This is a genomic window from Cryobacterium sp. M15, from assembly GCF_002929675.1.
In the GTDB taxonomy this organism is placed as follows: Bacteria; Actinomycetota; Actinomycetes; order Actinomycetales; family Microbacteriaceae; genus Cryobacterium; species Cryobacterium lyxosi.
The window spans coordinates 18,182-34,108 of record NZ_PJJW01000038.1; the positions used below are offsets into that span (position 1 = coordinate 18,182).

The window sequence follows — 15,927 nt, forward strand, 5'->3', positions numbered from 1 at the left end:
CTCACCAAACGAGTTCCATCATGGCGGTGTTCAGGCCAGAGCCGACGCCCATGAGCAGCACCCGGTTGCCCGATTTCAGCGTCGAGGCCTCCTGCGCGAGCGTGATCGGAATCGACGCCGGGCCGACGTTGCCGAGGGTGGGAAAGGTCAGCGGAATCTTGGTCTTGTCCATGCCGGTGGCCTTGATGATGGCGTTGGTGTGCACGCTTGAGACCTGATGCAGGATGTAGCGATCCATATTCGACCAGCTCCAGTCCCGTTTGGCTTCGGTCCACGCCGAAACGACGAGTTCCATACCGCCCCTGAGCAACGCTTTCGCGTCGGTGAACATGCCGTCGACACTGCCGACGCACAGGTCATTGAATTGGGTTGCCGCGCGGGTGACACCGCCGAGGATGCGGTGCCCGCCGGGGTGCGCGTCCGCCGGGCCGAGCACTGCGGCGGCTGCGCCGGAGCCGAGGGTGAGGCTCGCGAACTCGCTCATGAAGTCTTTGCGCTTGATGCCCGGGCGGCCGAGGCGTTCGATCGTGTTGGACTGGATCTCGTCGGCGTCTTCGCCGTCGATGATCACTGCGTACTTGATCTGGCCGGAGTCGATGAGCTGCGCTGCGAGGGTCATGCCGTTGACGAAACCGAGGCAGGCGTTTGCAATGTCAAAGTTGATCGCCGACGACGGCAGGCCGAGTCCGTGGTGGATCCGCACGGCGACCGAGGGCTCGAGGTGTTTGCGAGTGACCGAAGTGTTGATCAGCAGGCCAACGTCGCTGGGCTTGATGCCGGCCTCCCGCAACGCGATCTCGCCGGCCTTGACCGCGGCGTCGTCGAAGGTCTCGTTCGGGCCCCAGTTGCGTCGCTCGTAGACTCCGGCCACACGCTGCAGCAGCCCGGTGGGCAGCTTGAGGCGCGTCAGAACAGGCTTCAACCGTCGGTCGATTTCTTCGGACGTCGTGATGAGGGGCGCCATGAGACTGGCTACCGACAACAAAGCGACGTTTCGATGCGTCGTCGTCGCATTTCCGTTCAAGCGTCAACCCCTGTCGAATTGTGGACAGCGGTAATTATACGTCCCCTACCAGTTTGCCCCACTAATCACTATGCCAATAGCTCGTAGCCGGTGCGCCCACGCGAGCCGCACCGGCCGTTTTTCAGATCACGCCCTGCGAGAGCGTGCTCGGGTTGCCGAACCGATGCGCGGTGATCGAGATAGCCTGTTCGCGCAGGAACGGCAGCACTTCGATGCGACCGGCCTGGGTGACAGCGTTGGAATACACGGCAATGTCCGGGCTGCCGTTCGTGGCCTCAGCAAGAGCGGATGCCGCCTCCGCCGCGCCCAGCACCGGGTCGCTGCCGATGAGACGCACGCGGCTGGCCGTGATTTTGCCCGAGCGGGCCCGGTCGAGCCACTCCTCGTCACTCTCGATGACCACCAGGGTCTCGCGCTCAGCGAGGATATTGCGCACGGCGGGTGGTACCGGAATGGCGCTGGACACGTCGAAGCTCGATCGTGACAGGGTCGCGGCGGCGATCACGCGCAGCAGCTGGGCGAGCGTGCCGGTTTCCGTCAGGCGCACGGTGACCGGCAGCGCGCGGTAGCGGAACAGGTTACGCTCCACGCCGAGGTCGGTCGCGTCGCGCACGACGTTGAACTCTTCGCGCCAGGCCAGAGCGTCACTCACCGCCGAGCGGCGCAATACGTCGAAGTCGGTGTAGTCGAGAAAAGGCTGGCTGGCCTCGATGATGTCGGTGACGCGCTGCTCGAGGCCGCGCAAGTGCAGCGTCGAGCTGTTGCGGCCCGGTTCGCTGACCCAGCTGCCGAGGCCGAGCAGGTAGTTCGGTCCGCCGGCCTTGGTTCCGGCCCCCACCGCGGAGCGCTTCCACCCGCCGAACGGCTGGCGCTGCACGATGGCGCCGGTGATGCCGCGGTTGACGTAGAGGTTGCCGGCCTCAACAGAATCAAGCCAGAGGGCCAGTTCGTCGGCGTCGAGCGAGTGCAGCCCGGTGGTCAGCCCATAGTCGACGGCGTTTTGAAAGCGGATGGCTTCTTCCAGATTGCGCGCGTGCATCACGCCGAGAACCGGGCCAAAGAACTCGGTGAGGTGAAAGTACGATCCGGGCGCGACGCCGGTGCGGATGCCGGGTGACCAGAGTTTGCCGGTCTCATCGAGCTGCTTCGGCTCGACCAGCCATTTTTCTTCAGCGCCCAGGGTGGTCAGCGCGTGCAGCAGTTTGCCGTCGGCCGGCGACATGATCGGGCCCATCTGGGTGACCGGATCGCTGGCCGGTCCCACCTGGATCGAGGTCGCGGCGTCGACCAGCTGGCCGAGGAACCTCTCCGATTTCGCGACCGATCCGACCAGGATCACCAGGCTCGCGGCCGAGCACTTCTGGCCGGCGTGGCCGAAAGCACTCTTGACGACGTCAGCGGCGGCCAGGTCGAAGTCAGCCGAGGGGGTGACGATGATGGCGTTCTTGCCGCTGGTTTCGGCGAGCAGCGGGAGGTCGTGGCGGAACGAGCGAAACAGCTCGGCCGTCTCGTAGCCGCCGGTGAGAATGACCCGGTCGACCGCGGGGTGCGCGATGAGCTTGGCGCCGAGTTCCCGGTCAGGCAGGTTGACGAGCGCGAGAAGTTCGCGCGGAATGCCTGCCTCCCACAGCGCCTCGACGACGACGGCACCGGTGCGTTGGGCTATCGTGGCGGGCTTGACGACGACGCCAGCACCGGAGGCGAGGGCGGCGAGCATGCCACCGGCCGGGATAGCGGTCGGAAAGTTCCACGGCGGGGTGACCACGATGAGTTTGGAGGGCACGAAGATGGCGCCCTGTACGCGGTCGAGGTCCTTGGCACGTTCGGCATAATAGTTGGCGAAGTCGATGGCTTCGCTCACCTCGGCGTCACCCTCGGTGATCGTCTTGCCGCACTCGCTCGCCATGACCTCGATCAGGCGGTCGCGCCTGGAAGCGAGCGCCAGTCCGGCGCGATGCAGCACGGCGGCGCGCTCGGCGCCGGTCTTCTGGCCCCACGCTGCCCCGGCGGCCAGCACGCCGTCGATGATGGAATTGAGGGTGGCCTCATCGGGAACTGCAGCGGCCTCAATGGTGGCGGTGCCGAGAACGGATGCCTCGGCGCGGGCCAGGATGCCTCGGCCCCAGGCCCGGTTGGCCGGCAGTGACGGGTCGGTGTCGGGCTCATTGCGAAAGCTCGAGGGTGCTGGCACCGATCCGCGGGTGATGCCGAGCAGGGCTTCGGTCAGCTGCGGGTCGGAATCGGAGGCGGTCTCGCTGCTCTGGCGGCGAGCATCCGGGAGGGCGGCGGCGAGGCGATCGAGGTCATAGCTGCTCGAGCGGTCCTGTACGCGCCTGGGGGCAGGAACCTGGTCCTCGAGCGCGTCGAGGGAGGCCTGAAAACGGGCCTTCTCGCGGTTGAACAGCTCCGGGCTGCTGGTCAGCTCGAACACGGCCGACATGAAGTTCTCCTGGCTCGCGTTTTCTTCGAGGCGGCGAATGAGGTAGCTGATCGCCACGTCGAAGTGCGCGGGGTCGACGACGGGGGTATAGAGCAGCAGTTGCCCGACGTCCTGCCGCACGGCCTGGGCCTGGGCGGTGGCCATGCCCAGCAGCATCTCGAAATCGACCCGGTCATCGACGCCACGGGCGACGCTGAGCAGGTGCGCCCAGGCCACGTCGAACAGGTTGTGGCCAGCGATGCCGAGCTTGACGGCGTCGGTATTCTGCGGGGTGAGCGCCCAGTTGAGCACCCGCTTGTAGTTGGTGTCGCTGTCCTGCTTGGTCGAGAACGTGGCGAGCGGCCAATCGTGCACGGCGGCGTCGACATGCTCCATGGCGAGGTTGGCGCCCTTGACGAGGCGCACTTTGATCGCAGCTCCCCCGGCCGCGCGGCGGTTCTGGGCCCAGTGGGTCAGGCCCTGGATGGCACTGAAGGCGTCGGGCAGGTACGCCTGCAGCACGATACCGGCCTCAAGCTGGGCGAGTTGCGGCTGGTCGAGCAGCCCCTCGAACACCGCGATGGTGAGGTCGAGGTCGCGATATTCTTCCATGTCGAGGTTGATGAATTTCGGAGTAGCGGATGCCGCGGCGAACTCATACAGCGGCGTCAGCCGTTCGACCACCCGGGTGACGGTCTCATCAAAGGCCCACATCGACAGCTGGCTGGCGATCGACGACACCTTGATCGAGACGTAGTCGACGTCTGGGCGTTCGAGGATGCGCTTGGTGCCCTCGAGCCGTTCGCGCGCTTCCTTCTCGCCGAGCACCGATTCACCGAGCAGGTTGATGTTGAGGCGGTTGCCTCCTTCTTTCAGATGAGCCAGTGCGGGCCCCAGCTTGTCGGGGGTGGCGTCGACGACGAGGTGGCCGACCATCTGGCGAAGCACCGTGCGGGCTGCCGGAATGACTACCCAAGGCAGTACCGGACCGAGAATGCCGCCGAGTCCGATGGCGGCGCGCATGGGCACCGGCAGAAAGCCGGGTGCCTTCTTGGCGACCCGCGCGAGGCTGTAACCGGCAACCATCTTGTCTTCGGGGCGCATGACGCCGTCCACGAAGCCGACAGTGAAGTCCAGGCCGTTGGGGTCCTTCAGCACGCCGGCGAGCCGCTCGGCCGCGGCATCCGCTGGGATGGTGGCGCTTTCGTCGAGCCATTTCTTGACGAGCGCGATGACCTCCGCACTGAAATCCTCGTTGGCGGGGCGGGTGGAGGCGTTGGTCATGGTCACGAGACTAGTCTTTCGTTCGCGGATGGGGTGCTCTGGTGTGTCAAGTCTGGGACCAGCCTATATTTAGCAAAAGCAATTGTTTATGCAGGGTATTCGTTATAATTTCTAATGGTTTGGTTTTTGGTGGGGTGATGGGTGTTCGGAGTAGCACATGCTGGATGTCAGGCGGTTGCGGCTGCTGCGTGAACTGAAGATTCGCGGCACCCTGGCCGGGGTCGCCACGGCCCTCGCGTACAGCCCGTCCGCGGTGTCGCAACAGCTCGCGCTGCTCGAAAAAGAGGCCGGCGTCGTATTGCTCAAGAAAGTCGGTCGCCGGGTGCAGCTCACCCCGCAAGCCGAGATTCTGGTCGAGCACACCACGCACCTGCTGGAGCGGCTCGAGCTCGCTGAGGCCGACCTGCGTGCCAGCACGACGACCGTGTCTGGCACCGTGCGGGTGGCTGTGTTCCAGTCGGCAGCCCTGGCCGTGATTCCGCGGGCGCTCACCTTTCTCGCCGAGGAATTCCCAGCGCTGCGGGTCGAAGTGACCGAGCGTGAGCCCGAGCGTGGCCTGTTCGACGTCGCGGCACGGGACTTCGACCTCGTGCTGGCCGAACAATATCCCGGCCACACCCGAGCGCACTGGCCCGACCTCGACCGGGTGAACCTCGCGACGGACGCATTACGACTCGCGGTGCCGCCCGCGGAGAACTCGCGCGTTGGCGCCGACAGGCTCGAGGACACCGCCGGCCTGCCCTGGGTGATGGAACCGGTCGGCACCGCCTCGCGCCAGTGGGCCACGCAGCTATGCCGTTCGGCCGGATTCGAACCCGACGTTCGGTTCGAGACCGCCGACCTGATCGCGCACATCCGCTTGATTGAATCAGGCAATGCCGTGGGCATTCTGCCCGATTTGGTCTGGGCCGGTCGTATGCCGGCCGTGCAGCTGCACGATCTGCCGGGCACACCACATCGCACCCTGTTTTCGGCCGCGCGTCGTTCGAGTGCCGGGCGTCCCGGCGTCGTCGCGGTGCGCGGCGCCCTCGACCGGGCGGTAAGCAAGGTGGCCAAGCCCACCGAGTCCGACCCGCTCGAGCCGCCACGCCCGTTCGAGCCGCTCGCGCCGGTGTGACACGCCCCCGCGATCACAGACGGATGCCCCGGGCACGACAGCCGGGGCATCGTGCGCCCCGACCGGGGTGTTGATCGGGATCACCGCCGAGAACGTGGCAATTCCAGCGGCGTTGGCCGCGAAGGTGCCGAGGTTCACCGGTGTGGAGTAGAGCGTGCCGGTGATCTTTTGCCCGGGGTTCAGCCCGGAGACCGTGACGGTGACCCGCTCGCCCGGGGTGAACCCGGCGTCGCCGACCGTGACACTGGCCCAGTCGGTGCCGGCCAGCACGGCGCGGCCAAGCGGTGCCGGGTCGACGAGCGCGTGCTGCTCGAAGTACGAGACAGTGGCGGTGAGGTCGGCCTGGCCAGTATCCGTAGCGTTGATTCCGGCGGCGAAGGTCGTGAATTTATCACCGCCCGCGGCCAGGAACGAGTTCGTCGTGACGCGAAAGACTGCGGCCAGGGAGATCGCCACACCGTTCAGGGACAGGCCGACGATGTGCTCGCCCTGTGCGGCGTCGGGCTCGTGGTTTCCCACAACGGATGCGTCCAGCCCGGCCGCGAGGAGGGCGTCGATGGTCGGTTCGTCCTGCTGCGAGAACGACGTGAAGGTGGAGGCGCCGATGTTGTCTCCCGCGGAGACGAACAGGGTGTTCGGGTTTTCGGTCTTCGGCTGCGCGACGGCTCCAGCGAGCACGGCAGCGCCGGCCTCCTGGTCCTGGCGTTGACTTCGAGGCGACCGTGAAAGTCGTTGATGCCGGGCACCTGGATCTCGGTGGTGACCGGAGCGACGATGGTATTGATCGAGAAGATCGTCGTGGTTCCGGATACCTCGTTGCCGACGGCGAGCATTGGCTCACCGGTGGGAGACTTCTCTGCGGAGATGAACGTGACACCTTCCGGGCCGAGGTCACCAGCCGCCGACAGGTCGGTGATGGCATCGCTGTGGGTGGAGTTGAAGTACGCGGGGTTCGCCGCGGCGGGGATGCGTTCGAAGTCGTCTCCGGAGCCGAAGGCCTGCGTGCCGTTCGTGTTCCAGATGGAGAACGAGCGCGAGCCGAAGGAGTAGAGCTCGTCCTAACAGCTTTTGGTGTGGCAAGGTCGACGATGGCGACGGCGTTGGCTTCCTGCAGGGCAACGTAGGCGGTGATTTCGTCAATCGCTACATATTCGGGTTCGAGGTTGGCCGAGATCGGGAACGCCGTATTGACCGTCGGGCCGAAGACGCGCACGTCCTCGTGCAACGTCCTGCCGCCATTGGCTTCGTAGGCGTGAAAATCAGCCGTCGTAACGGCAGACTGCGCCGGTGCGGCCAGCGTGCCGGGCAGTGTGACGACGCCCACGGAACCCTCGGGGTCGATCGTGTAGGCGTCGTTCGGCTCACCCTCGTTGGCCACGACGGCGTAGCTGCCGTCGGCCGAGATGCTGACCATGTCGGGCAGGGCTCCAACCGTGACGGCACCGAGAATTGTGGGCGCCGCGGCGGTGGCGTCGAAGAAGACGAGCCAGCCGGTATCCGTTTTGCTGGGCGATTCGATGGCCATCGCGCCGAGGCCATCGGCACCGCCGACACGAGGGGCGCGGCCGCGAGCGCGGCGCAGGCGACGACGGCCGCCATGGTGACTATGGGAACTCGGTGACTATGGGAACTCGGCGTCGGGCTGGGCGTCTCAAGGCGCTCATGCGGTGATCCTCCTGGGAACAGACATTGGATGCCTCTGCGTAGCGGTCCCAGGTGTCTGGCAGGCGAATACAAGGTGACTTCTCGCCCTCGATAGGATCTGGGCATGACGGATGCCGACGGTCACCCTCGCATCGAAACCCAAACCGGTGGGGCCGCTGCGGCGGGGTCAGCGGAGCGGGCGGCCACAACGCCGCCGTGTCCGTTCTGGAGGGCCTCTGACATATAGCAGAGGGGCGCAAAGTGGCCTAGCCTGAGGTAAGACTCGCGTTTCACTCACAGTGGAGGTCACCATGTCAGCCAAGCCCACCGGACGCCTCGTTCAGCGCGAGGACGGCCTGTATCTCATGCTGAATCGGTTGTTCAACGCGCCGATCGAAAAAGTGTGGGCGAGCCTGACCCGCCCGGCCGAACTCGAGAAGTGGATCGGCACCTACACCGGTTCGCCGGCCACCGGGGCCGTCAAATTCAGGATGACGGCGGAGCCGGACGCCAAGTGGGAGTATGTGAGCATTCGGCAGTGCCAGGCTCCGCACCGCTTCAGCGGCGATTTCGGCGAGGGCGAGGATTCTTGGCGCGCGCTGTTCCACCTGGTCGAGGGCGACGGCATGACCAACCTCACGTTCGGGCAACGTTTGCGTTCCCCCTCGGAGGTCGCCACGATGGGGCCGGGCTGGGACTTTTACCTCGATCGACTGGTCGCCTCCCGAGCCGGCCTGCCATTGCCCGAGTGGGAGCATTACTATCCAGCGCACGCGCAGTTCTACAAGGACCTCATCGTTCCGGTGCGCACCGCCTAATCGGTCACTTCGTGCTGCGGTAGCTCTTGGCAGTGGCGAGAAGCGCTCCGCAGAAGTTCCATACGACGAACCCTCGCTGGGACGCCTGCTCGACGGGTTTCGGATCGTTTAGCGAACGCGAGCATTAGGCCGAGGGTTTCAAGCCAGCCAGTCGGAGCACGGCTGAGAGCCCTTCGGGTGTTCCCGGCCAATGCCGCTTGACCGCATCGCTGCCCGCCCGGCGAGTCGCGAATCGTAGAGCGATCGCGACAACGATGGCGTCGTCGGCGTAACCGAGAACGGGTATGAAATCCGGAATCAAATCGATCGGCGACAGCAGGTAGAGCAAAAGAACCGCGAGCCAGATTCGAACCCCGATCGACACGGTTCGATCGGCGGCGAGGCGTTTGAGTAGCCGGGCGACGTCGGGCGCGAGGCGCAGCAGATCACGAAGTGATGCTCCGCCAGGCTGCCGGCGTTGCTCGATCCAGAGAACGAGAACAAGAACCAGCCACAGCACCAGCAATCCGCCGAGCACGCTCAGGACAACGGTCCACCAGGTCGTCATGAGCTGCCCCCGTTCGAACAAAAGATTCTGAGACCCTCGCGAGCCACGTAATAGACGATGACGTAACCCGCGAGCGGGTCGGCCCACCACCATCCGAGTGCCAGATCGAGTACCAAGCCGAGGAGCACCGCGCTGGCAAGGAGACCGTCGATGAACGCCACCCGTCTTTCGATAACCAGGACTACCACAGCCGCCACTGTCGCGAGGAGAGCCAGCACGATGACACCAATGAAGTTCCACCCCAGCGTGATCCATTCGAGGGCTTTCCCCCGCCCAACGAGTATCGCCGCACGATCGGTGGAAGTCATGCATCGATTCTCGCAGTCCGCGATCGGATTCGCCTGCTGACAAGACAGCCGCGGTCGCGCTGCAGCGAGGCATCACGGCCGTCAGAAAAACGACCGCGAGTGGAACCTTCTATCGAACTCGTAGGAATTGGGAGATCACCTAGACATCGACACCCCGACTTGCGGACGAATGATTTTGTGGGTCGACAGAAACCAAGTCGGACTCAGCCTCGCAATGGTCGTGCTCTGGTTGGCAAACGCAGTGATCCGGATAATCGTGATCGCCAACGCAGACGCGGGAACCAACGAACGGCATGTTTTTAACCTCGTTCTCGCATTATCGAAAGAGACCATGAACTTTTACAGTCGCTCTCTCGCCGCCGAAGTCGGGCCGAAAGGCGTGCGGGTGGTCAACGTCTTGCCCGGCTTGATCGCCACTGTCGGCGCCATCGCGCACCACAGTGCGATGGCCGCCGAGCGCTGCATTGGTTTTCTGTAAAACGAATCGGTGGTGTTGGACAGGTCCTTTGACGGTGACTTCGTTGGTCGTGGCGGGGTCAGGCGGCTAGCTCCACATCGATATCAGCTCGGTGAAGGCCCTGCTGGCTGCGCTCATGTACGCACCCTGCCTTCTGAGCAGGGCTGCGGTGCGGTGTGGAATAGCAGGCAGCACGGCAACCGGGTTGAGCCCGTGCTGTTCGCGGGCAATGGCTTCGGGCAGCACGGTGGCGAGCTGGCCACGACGAATGATTTCCATGATCGCGCTGACGGAGTTGACTTCGATCGCGATGCGGGGGGCAACACCGTGGTCCCGAAAATGCAGGTCGATGTGGCGCCGGGTAGCAAAGTCATTACTGAGCAGCACAAGCTCCTCCTGTTCCAACTCCCGCAGGGTCATGGGTGCCTGCTGTCCGACGCGGGGATGGTTGTTGCCGACAACCAGGCTGAGAGTTTCGACGAACAAGGCCTGGGTCTCAATCTCGGACGAACGCACCTCGGCAAATGCGATGCCTAGGTCGAGGGTGTCCTCGGCCAGTGCCACCTCGATGCGGTCTTGGGTCATCTCCTGCAGGCTCAAGGTGATGCCGGGATAGCGGGTGCGGAAGCGTTCGACCAGTGGACCGATCAGGTACGCGGTGAACGTAGGCGTCATCGCCAACCGGAGCGATCCACGGCTCAGGTCCTGCACGTCGTGGATGGCCCGGGTTCCGGCGTCAAGTTCGCGCAGGGCGCGGCGGGTGTAGCGCAGGAAGGTCTCGCCAGCGTCTGTCAGCCGCACGGTCCGTCCGGACCGGTCCAAGAGCTGAACGTTTAACGAGTTCTCCAGTTGCTTGATCTGTTGCGACAGCGTCGGTTGGGAGACGTGGAGCGACTCGGCCGCGCGCGTGAAGTTCTGGTGTTCCGCCACTGCGGTCAGATAACGAATGTGGCGCAACATTACAATTCTCCAACTATAGAAATTACTTATTGATTCCATCATAAATAGGTCTTGGACACTATAGATAGTTTCCGTCATCATTGAATATCCCCCCAAACATCGAGAGGACAGCCATGCAAAACATCATTGAAGGCTTTCTGAAATTCCAACGGGAGGCCTTTCCGGCGCGTTCGGAACTCTTCAAGGAGCTGGCCACCGCCCAGAGCCCTGAGGCCCTGTTCATTGCCTGCTCGGACAGCCGGGTCGTGCCAGAGCTGCTGACCCAGCAGGAACCGGGTGACCTGTTCGTCATGCGCAACGCCGGCAACATCGTGCCCGCCTACGGCCCGGAGCCCGGCGGTGTCTCCGCGACAGTCGAGTACGCGGTCGCCGTCCTGGGCGTCACGGACATCATCATCTGTGGCCATTCCGACTGCGGAGCGATGACTGCCATCTCGACCGACATGAACCTGGACCACTTGCCGGCCGTGGCCAATTGGCTTGCCCACGCCGACGCGGCGAAGGCCGTCAATGCCGCCCGCACCCACGCATCGGCCCAGGAGTCGTTGAAGGCCATGGTCCGCGGGAACGTCATCGCCCAGCTGACCAACATCAGGACCCATCCCTCCGTCGCCTTGGCCCTGGATCAGAACCGGCTAAACCTCCACGGCTGGGTCTACGACATCGAAACCGGCTCCATTGACACCCTGGACGGTGTCACCGGCCATTTTGTCCCACTCGCGGGCAATGCGCCGGACCATGCCACGCCGGCCGTATCCGGCTTGGCCGCCTAACCACCTCGTATCACCAAAAGAAAAGGAAAACACCATGATTCATTCCCAGAACACCCCAGCTCCGCGCGAGGAACTGACCGCCGCCATCATCGACGCCAAGATGCGCAAGGACCTCTCCTGGCAGGAACTGACCGATGGCACCGGTTTGAGCCTAGTTTTCGTCACCGCCGCCCTGCTTGGTCAGCATCCGTTGCCCGAAGCCGCTGCGGAACTCGTCGCTGAGCGGCTGGGTCTAGGCAAGGACGCCGCAATGCTGCTGCAGACCATTCCGATGCGCGGCAGCATCCCCGGCGGTATCCCGACCGACCCCACCGTTTACCGGTTTTACGAAATGATGCAGGTCTACGGCTCCACTTTGAAGGCCCTGGTCCACGAACAGTTCGGCGACGGCATCATCAGCGCCATCAATTTCAAGCTAGACATCAAGAAAGTTGAAGACCCCGACGGCGGTTCACGTGCCGTGATCACCCTCGACGGAAAATACCTGCCCACCAAACCCTTCTGAACCCGGCCTCGCGGCGGCGCGATCGGGGCGCCTGCTGCCCCATGAAAAAACCCTCCAGGCACGGACAAATCATGGACTTCATCACTCGGTCAGAATGTCGCGTTTGTACTTGGCGGTATAGGTCCGCCGCCGAACACCCGCACACATCGGCTCGAAGGCTGTACACGTGCCCGCAAGCCGAACCCCTTAGAGCGGCACCTTCCTCCCGATAGCGCTCAAACTCAACTGACGTGCGGCTGAAGAACGACGCAGCAGTGGGGGCCCCCTCTGCCAACACCGCCAGCCTCGAACCACTTTGGCGCAGCTGACGCTGCGCGTGGCGCGGTTGGCGCAACCCGTTCAGCTAGTTCCAGATGCTCGGCGCGGGGGCTCGCGTGGCGGGAGCCGCGGCATTGCGGCTCCACTCAAGCAGCCACTCGGGCACCGTCACATCGTCGGGGGCGACACCGATCGCCTCGAGCAGCTCGTCGATCGTCACCACGCCGCCGGTGCGCTTGAGAAAGCGGCCGCGAATGTAGCCGTGGGAGTAGATTTCGGGTGAGCCATCGGCATCCGGTCGCACGAAACGCTGCTCGACGTATACGGCTTTCTCGTCGAAGCCGAGGATGCGCGACTCCACCGTGAACTTCTGGCCGACCGTGAGCGACTTGCGAAAGCTGATCGTCTCAGAAACCACAACCGGGTACCAGCCGCGCTCCTGGAAAATGGCCCAGACGCCGGTTCGGTGCAACATATCGAAGCGGGCCACGTCCATGATCGACAGGTAGACCCCGTTATTCATGTGCCGCAAAATATCCAGGTCGGTCGGCATTGTCACGAAGTTGGTGCGAGCGACGTCGAAGTGACCGAGCCGAGGGCCGAACTTCGACAGCAGGGCATGAAGGAGGGTTCTGAAGAACATATGCACGACTCGATGCTAACGACACCGGCGCTCAGGCACGGTGACTATTGTGGGTGAGCACCAGCATCCGATGCCCCAGCAGGGGGTGATCGCGGCGACCCATGCGTGGTCCTGACCTAGAGTGCAGCGACCGCGCGCGGCGCGACAGCACGCACGAATGCTCCGAGGCGACGGTAGACCTCCTGCGATTCCGGATGCGTGTCGTCTTGCTGCCAGGTGTGCTTGGTATTGACGCTCTGTCGGCCATAAATCAAGGTATCGACGCGAATCTTGCGCGCCCGCAGCGCCTCGATGAAGTTGAGGTTGGCGCGGTAAAAGTAATCGCGCTCCGATGTCGTGACAAAGACCGGCGGAAACCCGCGGTTGAGCCACTCGATCGGCGACATAAAACGTGCGGCCGTGCGCAGGTGCAGTCCCCGCCCCCGATCGGGCAACAGCATCCTGACGAAATTGAGGCTCAGTACAAACCCGCGGTCGAACAGCACCGAGAAATCGGCGATGCTGCAGTGCTGCACCAGGCCGCGCAGGTTTCGCGGGGCGACCGGCGGTGCGATGTCATAGTGTGTGGCGAGTTCTGGCTCGAACGCCGCAGCGGTGAGCAGCGCCGCAATGTGGCCGCCGGCGGAATCACCACCGAGCACGATGCGTGTCGGGTCTCCCCCGTAGGCGGCGATGTTGCGGGCCACCCAGTCGAGCACGGCGTTGCCATCCTGCAACATGTGCTTGAGCTGAAACCGCGTCGCCATTCGATAGTTGGCATTGACGACGATCATGCCTTCGGCGGCCTGGCTCGCGCAGTACTTGGTGAGCGGATCTTTGTCACCCGAGGTCCAGCCACCGCCGTGAAAGTACACGTAGACGGGCAGCGGTTCCGCACCATCCGCGCGTTTGGGAGCGAGTACGTCGAGCCGGTGAATCTTCTGGCCGTCGCCGATGTAATCCAGATCGAGGTCGTACTCAACGGAATCGATCGGGTGCAGGTTGAATTTATGCACCGGAGCCGCCCGTCGCAGCATGAGCGCGCGCCACGCCCAGACCGGCAGGCGGCGAATCCCGGTCTCTCGATGAGCCGACCGGTCGACAGTGACGCCATCAGTGTGTAGACGGATACCGTGCAGCCAGGCCGGTACCGGCGCGGCACTTTCTGGTGTGGTGCGGTTTGGCGTGCTGCGGTTCGGCGTGGTGCGTTCTAGCAATGATGGGGAACGGTGCGGGGGGATGCGACTATCCCTGTCGAACGTGGTGGTGACTTGACTCATTGATTGAGGATAAGTCGACTCCCCCGAATCCTCGCTGGGAACAATCCCATTTGGGGTTGATTTCCGGTTTCACGTGGGTCGAACGCCGGGCGTTCAGGCAGCGGATGCCCCACCCGCGACCCCGGTCGCCTCCAATACTGCACGCGCAAGCGTGTGAAAGTGCAGGTTGAAGCCCAGGACGCCCGGTGTGGACTGCGGGTCGAGGTCAAGCGTTGCCACGTCGAGCGCGTGAACGATGAACTGGTAGCGGTGGGTACCGGTTTCCGGCGGCGGTGCGGCGCCGGAAAATGAGGTGAGTCGCAGCTCATTAGGCAGTACGAGCGAGCCGGCCGGCAACGATTGAACTCCAGCGGAAAGCGCGGTGACGGAGACCGGCAGGTTGGCTACAGCCCAGTGCCAAAACCCGGAACCGGTCGGCGCGTCGGGGTCGAACACGGTGAGCGCGAAACTCTGGGTCTCGGCTGGAAAACCCCGCCAGGAGAGCTGGGGGGAAACATCCGCTCCCCCGGCATCGGCACCGTACTGCGCTGACCGCAACGGACTGCCATCGGTCATGTCGCTGCTGGTGAGTGAAAACTGGGGCACCTCGCCGAAGCGGGCGAGCGGGTCGTTGGTCACAATGGCCTCCTGAATGCGCGTCTGGTTGTGGCGCTCCGTCAGCCTACGCCGCCGGTTCCCGTGCACGCTCAAGAATGCCGCTAGCGAGGGGCATGAAACCGTGGTAGCTTCCGAGCAGTCACCGTTGGAAACGACTTCAGCGAGGGGTGGCGCTTTGCCGTGCGCTCGAACAATGCGCGCACTCTCGTAAAATGAGCCCATGGCCATTCCGAAGATTCTGCTCTTTTACATCTTCACCCCACTGGCCGACCCCGACGCGGTGCGTCTCTGGCAACGCGACCTGTGTGCCGGGCTCGGCCTGCGCGGGCGCATCCTCATTTCGAAGGATGGACTGAACGGTACGGTCGGCGGTGACCTGCCGGCGATCAAGAAGTACATCCGTAAGACGCGCGGCTACCCCGCGTTCAAGAACATCGATTTCAAGTGGAGCGAGGGCACCGGCCTCGACGAGGACGGCCAGAGTCTGGACTTTCCAAAACTCGTGGTCAAGGTGCGCGACGAGATCGTGAGCTTTGGCGCGCCCGGCGAATTGCGCGTCGACAAAACGGGAGTCGTCGGGGGCGGCACCAAGCTGCAGCCGGCCGAACTGAACGCCCTGGTTGCCGAGCGCGGCGACGAGGTGGTCTTCTTCGACGGGCGTAACCGGTTCGAGGCGGAAATCGGCCACTTTCGCGATGCGGTCGTACCCGACGTGGTGAACACGCGCGAGTTCGTGGCCGAACTCGACAGCGGCAAGTACGACCATCTCAAGGGCAAGCCGGTGGTGACCTACTGCACCGGTGGCATCCGGTGTGAGGTACTCAGCGGCCTGATGAAATCGCGCGGGTTCGACGAGGTCTACCAACTCGATGGCGGCATTGTGCGCTACGGGGAGGCCTTCGGCAACGAAGGCCTGTGGTCTGGTTCGCTCTACGTCTTCGATCAGCGGATGTCCATCGACTTCGCTCCCGGCGCTGCCGTGCTGGGCGTCTGCCAAATCTGTGCCGCGCCGACCACGAACATGCCTAATTGTGGGGATCCTTCCTGCCGGGAACAACTCGTAATCTGCTCCGAGTGTGTAGCCCAGGCGTTGCCGGCCTGCGACGCACACGCCGGGTTGCGCCGGGTATAGAGGGTCGCCGCGGTGAACGAGCTTTCCTTCACCGTTCTGCCGGGTCGGGTCTCTGGGTTTCTCTAGGCCTTGGTCCGACCCCGATCGGCTCTGCCGTGAGCTGCAAAAAAGACGTCACCCAGCCAGACTCCCCCATGAGGGGGGCGTTCCACCCCCCGCATGGGGGAGTTTGCCCCTGAGAA

Annotated in this window: 15 protein-coding genes and 2 pseudogenes; 7 read left to right on the forward strand and 10 right to left on the reverse strand. The window is 64.0% G+C overall.

Annotated features, from left to right (window positions below; genetic code table 11):
- Window position 1: 1 nt before the first annotated feature.
- The gene (locus CXY83_RS09805) at window positions 2-964 is read right to left on the reverse strand and encodes a 3-oxoacyl-ACP synthase III (protein WP_233193205.1); all 963 of its coding nucleotides are present in this window, start codon (window positions 962-964) and stop codon (window positions 2-4) included.
- Window positions 965-1,145: 181 nt separating this feature from the next.
- Window positions 1,146-4,727: a bifunctional proline dehydrogenase/L-glutamate gamma-semialdehyde dehydrogenase gene (locus CXY83_RS09810; protein WP_104197447.1), complete on the reverse strand. Its 3,582-nt coding sequence runs from the start codon at window positions 4,725-4,727 to the stop codon at window positions 1,146-1,148.
- A gap of 157 nt (window positions 4,728-4,884) precedes the next feature.
- Between CXY83_RS09810 and CXY83_RS09815 the strand changes: the two genes are divergently transcribed.
- Window positions 4,885-5,844: a LysR family transcriptional regulator gene (locus CXY83_RS09815; protein ID WP_104197184.1), complete on the forward strand. Its 960-nt coding sequence runs from the start codon at window positions 4,885-4,887 to the stop codon at window positions 5,842-5,844.
- Between the two features lie 432 nt (window positions 5,845-6,276).
- Here the strand turns inward: CXY83_RS09815 and CXY83_RS18590 are convergent.
- Together CXY83_RS18590 and CXY83_RS18595 are read right to left on the reverse strand one after the other, a co-directional pair.
- Window positions 6,277-6,363 (reverse strand): annotated as a pseudogene (locus CXY83_RS18590) (hypothetical protein); the annotation flags it as partial.
- A pseudogene (locus CXY83_RS18595) lies at window positions 6,343-7,168 on the reverse strand (hypothetical protein); the annotation flags it as partial. The pseudogenes CXY83_RS18590 and CXY83_RS18595, both read right to left, overlap by 21 nt.
- Between CXY83_RS18595 and CXY83_RS18130 the strand changes: the two are divergent.
- Window positions 7,097-7,465, forward strand: a complete 369-nt coding sequence (locus tag CXY83_RS18130; protein WP_146069902.1) for a hypothetical protein — start codon at window positions 7,097-7,099, stop codon at window positions 7,463-7,465. The pseudogene CXY83_RS18595 and the gene CXY83_RS18130 sit on opposite strands and share 72 nt — an antisense overlap.
- A gap of 334 nt (window positions 7,466-7,799) precedes the next feature.
- Window positions 7,800-8,306: an SRPBCC domain-containing protein gene (locus tag CXY83_RS09835; RefSeq protein WP_104197187.1), complete on the forward strand. Its 507-nt coding sequence runs from the start codon at window positions 7,800-7,802 to the stop codon at window positions 8,304-8,306.
- A 124-nt stretch (window positions 8,307-8,430) separates the two neighbouring features.
- Here the strand turns inward: CXY83_RS09835 and CXY83_RS09840 are convergent, their stop codons facing one another.
- Both CXY83_RS09840 and CXY83_RS09845 read right to left on the reverse strand, forming a co-directional pair.
- Window positions 8,431-8,853: a YkvA family protein gene (locus CXY83_RS09840; protein WP_104197188.1), complete on the reverse strand. Its 423-nt coding sequence runs from the start codon at window positions 8,851-8,853 to the stop codon at window positions 8,431-8,433.
- A complete protein-coding gene (locus CXY83_RS09845; RefSeq protein ID WP_104197189.1) occupies window positions 8,850-9,161 on the reverse strand; it encodes a hypothetical protein in 312 nt (103 codons plus the stop codon). The genes CXY83_RS09840 and CXY83_RS09845 overlap by 4 nt, the downstream gene beginning before the upstream one ends.
- 214 nt (window positions 9,162-9,375) lie before the next feature.
- On the opposite strand from CXY83_RS09845, the gene CXY83_RS17860 reads away from it, so the two are divergent.
- Window positions 9,376-9,639 (forward strand): SDR family oxidoreductase, encoded by a 264-nt coding sequence (locus tag CXY83_RS17860; protein WP_199184943.1) that lies wholly within the window; start codon window positions 9,376-9,378, stop codon window positions 9,637-9,639.
- A 66-nt stretch (window positions 9,640-9,705) separates the two neighbouring features.
- Here CXY83_RS17860 and cynR read toward each other — a convergent pair whose 3' ends face one another.
- Window positions 9,706-10,578: a transcriptional regulator CynR gene (cynR, locus tag CXY83_RS09855; protein WP_233200766.1), complete on the reverse strand. Its 873-nt coding sequence runs from the start codon at window positions 10,576-10,578 to the stop codon at window positions 9,706-9,708.
- Between the two features lie 113 nt (window positions 10,579-10,691).
- On the opposite strand from cynR, the gene CXY83_RS09860 reads away from it, so the two are divergent.
- Together CXY83_RS09860 and cynS are read left to right on the forward strand one after the other, a co-directional pair.
- Window positions 10,692-11,351 (forward strand): carbonic anhydrase, encoded by a 660-nt coding sequence (locus tag CXY83_RS09860; RefSeq protein ID WP_104197191.1) that lies wholly within the window; start codon window positions 10,692-10,694, stop codon window positions 11,349-11,351.
- A 34-nt stretch (window positions 11,352-11,385) separates the two neighbouring features.
- Entirely contained in the window at window positions 11,386-11,856 is a 471-nt protein-coding gene (cynS, locus tag CXY83_RS09865) for a cyanase (RefSeq protein ID WP_104197192.1), read from the forward strand.
- Between the two features lie 343 nt (window positions 11,857-12,199).
- Here cynS and CXY83_RS09870 read toward each other — a convergent pair whose 3' ends face one another.
- From CXY83_RS09870 to CXY83_RS09880, 3 genes are all read right to left on the reverse strand, one after another.
- Window positions 12,200-12,757: a thioesterase family protein gene (locus tag CXY83_RS09870; protein ID WP_104197193.1), complete on the reverse strand. Its 558-nt coding sequence runs from the start codon at window positions 12,755-12,757 to the stop codon at window positions 12,200-12,202.
- Window positions 12,758-12,873: 116 nt separating this feature from the next.
- The gene (locus CXY83_RS09875) at window positions 12,874-14,016 is read right to left on the reverse strand and encodes an alpha/beta hydrolase (RefSeq protein ID WP_233200768.1); all 1,143 of its coding nucleotides are present in this window, start codon (window positions 14,014-14,016) and stop codon (window positions 12,874-12,876) included.
- Between the two features lie 93 nt (window positions 14,017-14,109).
- The gene (locus tag CXY83_RS09880; protein ID WP_104197449.1) at window positions 14,110-14,634 is read right to left on the reverse strand and encodes a YbhB/YbcL family Raf kinase inhibitor-like protein; all 525 of its coding nucleotides are present in this window, start codon (window positions 14,632-14,634) and stop codon (window positions 14,110-14,112) included.
- A gap of 199 nt (window positions 14,635-14,833) precedes the next feature.
- Between CXY83_RS09880 and CXY83_RS09885 the strand changes: the two genes are divergently transcribed.
- Entirely contained in the window at window positions 14,834-15,745 is a 912-nt protein-coding gene (locus tag CXY83_RS09885; RefSeq protein ID WP_104197194.1) for a rhodanese-related sulfurtransferase, read from the forward strand.
- The last annotated feature ends 182 nt before the right edge of the window (window positions 15,746-15,927 follow it).

What these genes read in the sequence shown, in the direction of transcription:
- CXY83_RS09805 (WP_233193205.1), bottom strand. Translation starts at nt 964, where the DNA reads ATGGCGCCCCTCATCACGACGTCCGAAGAAATCGACCGACGGTTGAAG.
- CXY83_RS09810 (WP_104197447.1), bottom strand. Translation starts at nt 4,727, where the DNA reads ATGACCAACGCCTCCACCCGCCCCGCCAACGAGGATTTCAGTGCGGAG.
- CXY83_RS09885 (WP_104197194.1), top strand. Translation starts at nt 14,834, where the DNA reads ATGGCCATTCCGAAGATTCTGCTCTTTTACATCTTCACCCCACTGGCC.
- cynR (WP_233200766.1), bottom strand. Translation starts at nt 10,578, where the DNA reads ATGTTGCGCCACATTCGTTATCTGACCGCAGTGGCGGAACACCAGAAC.
- CXY83_RS09870 (WP_104197193.1), bottom strand. Translation starts at nt 12,757, where the DNA reads ATGTTCTTCAGAACCCTCCTTCATGCCCTGCTGTCGAAGTTCGGCCCT.
- CXY83_RS09835 (WP_104197187.1), top strand. Translation starts at nt 7,800, where the DNA reads ATGTCAGCCAAGCCCACCGGACGCCTCGTTCAGCGCGAGGACGGCCTG.
- CXY83_RS09875 (WP_233200768.1), bottom strand. Translation starts at nt 14,016, where the DNA reads ATGAGTCAAGTCACCACCACGTTCGACAGGGATAGTCGCATCCCCCCG.
- CXY83_RS09860 (WP_104197191.1), top strand. Translation starts at nt 10,692, where the DNA reads ATGCAAAACATCATTGAAGGCTTTCTGAAATTCCAACGGGAGGCCTTT.
- CXY83_RS09815 (WP_104197184.1), top strand. Translation starts at nt 4,885, where the DNA reads ATGCTGGATGTCAGGCGGTTGCGGCTGCTGCGTGAACTGAAGATTCGC.
- CXY83_RS09845 (WP_104197189.1), bottom strand. Translation starts at nt 9,161, where the DNA reads ATGACTTCCACCGATCGTGCGGCGATACTCGTTGGGCGGGGGAAAGCC.
- CXY83_RS09840 (WP_104197188.1), bottom strand. Translation starts at nt 8,853, where the DNA reads ATGACGACCTGGTGGACCGTTGTCCTGAGCGTGCTCGGCGGATTGCTG.
- cynS (WP_104197192.1), top strand. Translation starts at nt 11,386, where the DNA reads ATGATTCATTCCCAGAACACCCCAGCTCCGCGCGAGGAACTGACCGCC.
- CXY83_RS17860 (WP_199184943.1), top strand. Translation starts at nt 9,376, where the DNA reads ATGGTCGTGCTCTGGTTGGCAAACGCAGTGATCCGGATAATCGTGATC.